At 73.4% G+C, this 5,647-nt stretch carries 3 protein-coding genes and 1 pseudogene; 1 reads left to right on the forward strand and 3 read right to left on the reverse strand.

Translation table 11 applies throughout. The annotated features are described in order from the left end of the window. Positions 1-1,267, forward strand: a pseudogene (locus AB0J68_RS25660) (pyruvate dehydrogenase); the annotation flags it as partial. A 405-nt stretch (positions 1,268-1,672) separates the two neighbouring features. On the opposite strand, the gene AB0J68_RS25665 reads toward AB0J68_RS25660, so the two are convergent. The 3 genes from AB0J68_RS25665 to AB0J68_RS25675 form a co-directional block, all read right to left on the reverse strand. Beyond that, positions 1,673-3,244: a metallophosphoesterase gene (locus AB0J68_RS25665; protein WP_355067023.1), complete on the reverse strand. Its 1,572-nt coding sequence runs from the start codon at positions 3,242-3,244 to the stop codon at positions 1,673-1,675. Between the two features lie 61 nt (positions 3,245-3,305). Next, a complete protein-coding gene (locus tag AB0J68_RS25670) occupies positions 3,306-4,478 on the reverse strand; it encodes a PQQ-dependent sugar dehydrogenase (RefSeq protein ID WP_363940740.1) in 1,173 nt (390 codons plus the stop codon). A 73-nt stretch (positions 4,479-4,551) separates the two neighbouring features. Continuing rightward, positions 4,552-5,647 (reverse strand): GAF domain-containing SpoIIE family protein phosphatase (locus tag AB0J68_RS25675; RefSeq protein ID WP_363940742.1); only part of this gene is annotated, 1,096 nt, incomplete at its 5' end.

A 5,647-nucleotide genomic window follows, 5' to 3' on the forward strand; every position in this document is an offset into this window, starting at 1 on the left:
AGCCGGGATCCGGGCCGGCGCCCGCCGGGAGGCGCTGTCCCGCGCGCCGCGCGAGCGCGCGCTGGGGGTCACCGTTCCGGAGAGCACGGGAGTACGCGCCAACAAGCCGATCTCCACGCAGGAGGTCTTCGGTCGGGTGCTGGTGGATCTGGCGCGGGACCGGGAGGTGGGCCGTTACCTGGTGACCACCGCCCCGGACGTGGCCACCTCCACCAACCTGGCCGGGTTCATCAACAAGACCGGGGTGTTCGCCCCCACCGAGCAGCGTTCCTGGACCGAGGACCGGATGCTGCGCTGGACCGAGAGCCCCGCCGGGCAGCACATCGAACTGGGCATCTCGGAGATGAACCTGTTCCTGCTGCTGGGCCAGCTCGGCCTGTCCTGGGACCTGTCCGGGCAGCCGCTGCTGCCGGTGGGCACCGTTTACGACCCGTTCGTGCTGCGCGGCCTGGACGCGTTCCTGTACGGCACGTACTCCGGTTCGCGGTTCGTGGTGGCCGGCACCCCGTCGGGCATCACCCTCGCTCCCGAGGGCGGCGCCCACCAGTCCACGATCACCGCGTCGGTCGGCCTGGAGCTGCCCGGGGTGACGTTCCTCGAACCGGCGTACGCGGGCAGCCTCGACTGGCTGCTCTGCGATGCCCTCGGGCAGATCGCGGGCGGGGCGACCCCGGCCGCGACGGCAGCGCCGACCGAGGACGGCGCGTACTACTTCCGGCTGAGCACCCGACCGCTGGACCAGGCGCCGTTCGAGGCGGCCCGGGCCCGGCTCGGCGACGCGGTGCTGCGCCGGCAGGTGGTCGCCGGGGCGTACCGGCTCGTCGACGCGCACCAGGCGTACCCGCATCTGGTCGACGCCCCGGTCGTGCAGCTCGCCGCGTCCGGCGCGGTGCTGCCGGAGGTGCTGGCCGCCGCGGCGGAGCTGGCCGAGGAGGGCGTCGCCGCGCACGTGGTGGACGTGACCTCGCTGGACCGGCTCTACCGGGCGTGGCAGCGCACCCTGCGGCAGGGCGTACGGACCGCGACCGTGCCCAGCGTGCCGGGCGCCCTGCGGTCCGCGTTCGCCGATCGAGTGCCGGTGGTGACCGTGCACGACGCGGCGTCGCACGCGATGGCCTGGCTCGGGTCGGCGCTCGGTGCCCCGGCGGTGCCGCTGGGGGTGGACGAGTTCGGCCAGTCCGGCAGTGTGGCCGACCTGTACGAGCTGCACGACCTGATGCCCGGCAGCATCGTCAACGCCGCCCTGGCCGCGCTCGCCCTCCGCTGACCTTGCCCTCCGCTGACCCTCGCCCTTCGCTGACCTTGCCCTCGAGGGGTGCGCTCCGCTCGCTTGCCTGCGTGCGCCGGATCGCGTGCGCCAGCCTTCGTGTCTCACTGCCGCCGCCACTGAGAGTGAGGAGCGTCCGCCTGTCGATGGGGTTCTCTTCGCCCTTTGCTCTGCTTCAATATGCGCAACACCTTGCTGAGCTGCAGAAATTCGGGTGCGCGCAGCTGAGCGGAGTGACCCGACGTAACTGTTGCGTCCGTTGAAGCAGAGCAAAGGCTGCGCAGGCACCGTCGGGCTCGGCTCCGGCTCCGGCTCGGAGGGCTCGGCTCGGGCCGGGCTCCGGCTCGGGCTCCACAGGCGGGTGGGCACCGCCGAGTCGGCGGGTGGGCAGGGGGCAGCTCGCGCTCAGCGGGTCGGGGTGGGGGTGACCGAGGCGGGCGCGCCGGCGCTGGGGTTCTGCACGATGTGGCGTTCCAGGTTGACCTGGGCCTGGCCGGTGCCGCCGACGGTGATGTCGTCGTACGCCTGGAGCATCTTCTGCTGGTCGAAGTAGAGCACTGTCATCGACAGCGGGGTCGGCTTCTCACCCTCCAGGCCGCGCAGCCCGGCCCCGCCGGTCGAGCCCTCCACGAACAGGGCGGTGGGCTGCTGACCGGGTGCCTGCGGCAGCTTGGAGACCTGCCGGGCGTGGGTGTGCCCGGCCAGCACCAGCGGGCAGGTGCCGGCCAGCGGCCCGGCCGACGCCGGGTCGTGCACCAGCGCGATGTTGACCGGCCGGGGTGAGCTGCGCACCGTCGCAGCGAGCTGCGTACCGACCCCGATCACCTGGTTGGCCACCTCCTGGGTCAGCCCGCTGCCGGCCGGTGAGGTGTTCTTGTCCGGGGTGAAGCGCGGGTCGCCGATGCCGGCGATGGTCAGCCCGGCGACCGTGGTGGTCGAGTTGTTCAGCACGATCGCGTTCGGCTGGCGGGCCACCGCCGCGGCGGTCTTGCCCGAGTCGTGGTTGCCGCGGATGAACACGTACGGCTTCTTGAGCAGGCTGATCGAGCCGACGAAGGAGGCCTCCGGCTCGCTGCCCCAGTCGGTGATGTCCCCGGTGTCGATGACCACGTCGATGCCGAACTGCTCCACCACCGTGCGGATCAGCTGCCAGCCGGTCGGGTTGAGGTGCATGTCGGAGACGTGCAGGACCCGGGTGGTGCCGGGTGCCGGCTCCAACACCGGCAGCGCCGACACCGTCGTGTAGAGCTGGCTGACGTTGCCGACGATGCGTTGCAGCTGCTCGGCGTACTTGGTGTAGTCGTTGGCGATGCGGCGGGCGTCGCCGACGATGGCGGGGGCGTTGACCAGCAGGCCCTCGTAGCGCGGCTCCTCGATCGCCTGGGGGCGCAGGGTCGCCGCGGCGGTGCCGAGGCTGCCGGCGGTGACCAGCAGCGCCAACCCGCCCGCCCAGGCGGTACGCCGCACATCGCGGAAGATCAACCCGGCCAGGATGAGGGTGACCAGCACCGCCGACGCGAGGGTCCGCAGGCCCAGCCGCATCACCCCGGAGCGGACGTCCTCCACTGCGCTCTGGCTGGCTCGGTTGATGCTCGCCGGGTCGTCGAGCAGCGCCTCGGTGCGCCCCTGGTCCAGCGCGCCCAGCCGCACGGTGAGGTGGGTCGGCCCGCTGTGGCTGTCGAGCAGCAGGGCGCCGAGCGGTGGCACGTCGATGGTCGTCCCGCCCTCGCGGGCCGGGGAGAGGGTGAGGTTGGCCCGGAACGGCCCGATGTCGGTGTCCACCCGACCACCGGCCAGCACCCCGAGCACCGCCCCGGCCAGGGCCACCACGAGCACGGCGAGGATCACGCCCGTACGCCGTACCGGTCCACCGGGCCGGCCGATCCGCCGGCGCGACGGCCGCGACGGCTCGCCGCCGGTCACCGGGTCGCCCCGGTCCTCGGCGTCGTCGTGCTGCTCGTCGCGTTGCCCGTCCATGCTGAGATTCTGACCTGCCCGCCCAAAGATCTTGGCAAACCTGCGCGGAAGGTGACGCAGGTCAGCTGCGACCGCCGTCGCCGCCGGCGAAGACCACCCGCAGGAGGCGGTCGTCGTCGGCCGCCGGATCACCCCGCCCGTCGTGGTTGGAGGTGCTCACCCAGAGCGCACCGTCCGGCGCGGCGGCCACCGCGCGCAGCCGGCCGTACCGGTTGGTGAGCAGATCGCTGGGCTGCCCGAGCAGCGTGCCGGTGTCGGTCAACTCCATCACCCAGAGCCGCTTGCCGCGCAGGCAGCCGGTGACCAGCAGCCGGTCCGTCGCGGCCAGCCCGGAGCAGGACGCGTCGGACGTCGCCCACTGCGTGATCGGGTCGGTGAACCGCTTGTCGCCGGCCCGCCCCTCGACCTCCGGCCAGCCGTAGTTGCCGCCCTTGGTGATCTGGTTGATCTCGTCCCAGGTGTTCTGGCCGAACTCGACGGCGTACATCCGCTTGGCGTCGTCCCAGGCGAAACCCTGCACGTTGCGGTGACCCAGCGACCAGACCGGGGAACCGGGGTACGGATTGCCCGGCGCGGGCTTGCCGTCGGCGGTGATCCGCAGGATCTTGCCGCCGAGGCTCTTCGTGTCCTGCGCGTTGGGGCGCTCGCCCGCGTCGCCCGTGCTGACGTAGAGCTGGCCGTCCGGGCCGAAGCCCAACCCGCCACCGTTGTGCACGTTCGCCTTCGGGATGCCGGTGAGGATCGGGCTGGGTTGCCCGCCGAGTTGCAGGCGGGCGACCCGGTTGTCCTGCTCGGCCGTGTAGTAGACGAAGACCGTCCGGTCCCGGGCGTAGCCGGGGGAGACGGCGATGCCGAGCAGGCCACCCTCGCCCGCCGCCGCCACGTCGCTGATCGTCTGCACGACCCGGACCCGCAGCCCGTCCGGGCCGGAGTCCGGGCCGACCTGGAGAATCCGGCCGCTGTCCCGTTCGGTGACGAGCGCGCCGCCGTCGGGCAGGAACGCGATGGCCCACGGCACCCGCAGCCCCTTGGCCAGGACGGTTGCCACCGCCTGCTGGCCCGCGCCGCCAGGGCTCGCCGGCGCCGACGGGGTCGGCAGGTTGGGCGGCTCACCGGCCGGGTCGGGCTCCGGCTCGCCGAAGCTGCAACCCGTGGCGAGCAGCAGCGTCGCGCAGGACGCCGCGAGGACCACCCGGAGGCGGCGGACGCGAGGGTACGGGAGACGGGCTCTCACCCGGCCCAGGGTAGCCCGCCGGACTGCCCGGCCGGGCCCGCGACACGTGGGCCTCGGCTCGTGCCGCAACCGCTCAGCGGGCCCGGACGGCCAGCAGCGCCGTGTCGTCCTCGCGGTGCTGGATCGAGGCGAGCAGCAGGTCACACAGGTCGTCGAGGGGGACGTTGTCGGTGCCGGTCAACCGGTGCACCAGCTCGGCGAGCCCGTCGTCGATGGACCGGTCCCGACGCTCGATCAGCCCGTCGGTGTAGAGCAGCAGCGTGTCGCCGGTGGCCAGGCTGGTCGAGTGGCTGGTCCGCGGCGTGGGCCGGGCCAGGCCGAGCAAGGGCTCCGGTGTCGCTTCGAGGACCTCCACCGCACCGCCGGCCCGCACCACCAGGGCCGGCGGGTGCCCGGCGTTGCACCAGGTCACCTCGCGGACGCCGGAGCGCCGGCCACAGATGCGCACCAGCGTCGCGGTGGCCGCGATGGGCAGCCGCAGGCCACGGATGGCGCTGTCCAGGTGGCTCATCAGCGCTCCGACCGCGTCCGGCCGGCCGAACGCGTTGCCACGCACCAGGTTGCGTAGCTGGCCCATGGTCGCCGCCGCCTCGATGTCGTGCCCGGCCACGTCCCCGATAGCCGCGATCAGGTCACCATCGGGTTGCACGAAGGCGTCGTACCAGTCGCCGCCCACCTCCACCCGGTCGGCCGCCGGCTGGTAGCGGGCCGTCAGCTCCAGCTCCGTCACGAGCGGCAGCCGCGGCAGCATGCTGTGTTGCAGCACCTCGGCGACGTGCCGCTGCTCCCCGTACATCGAGCTGTTGCCGACGGACTGCCCGGCCCGGCGGCCGATGTCCACGGCGGTGAGCAGGTCGCGGTCGTCGAACTGCTGACGGTCGGGGGCGTTGACCAGGGTGATCGCGCCCAGCACGGTGCCCCCGACGGCCCGCACCGGCACGCTGAGGTAGGAGGCGATGCCCAGCCGCTCGGCGATCGCCGACATCTCCGGATCGGTGGTGCCCCGTGCCACGTCGGTCAGCGACGCCACGCCGCCGAGCCGCGGTTGGCCGGTGCGCAGCACCGCCCGGATGATGGACTCCTGGCTCAGCCCCGTCCGCAGCAGCTCGGCGAAACGGTCGACGTCCGGCGTCCGGGCCGGGGGGGGGGGGGGGGGGGCGCGGCCGGGG

Source organism: Micromonospora sp. NPDC049580, assembly GCF_040675595.1.
Taxonomy (GTDB): domain Bacteria; phylum Actinomycetota; class Actinomycetes; order Mycobacteriales; family Micromonosporaceae; genus Micromonospora.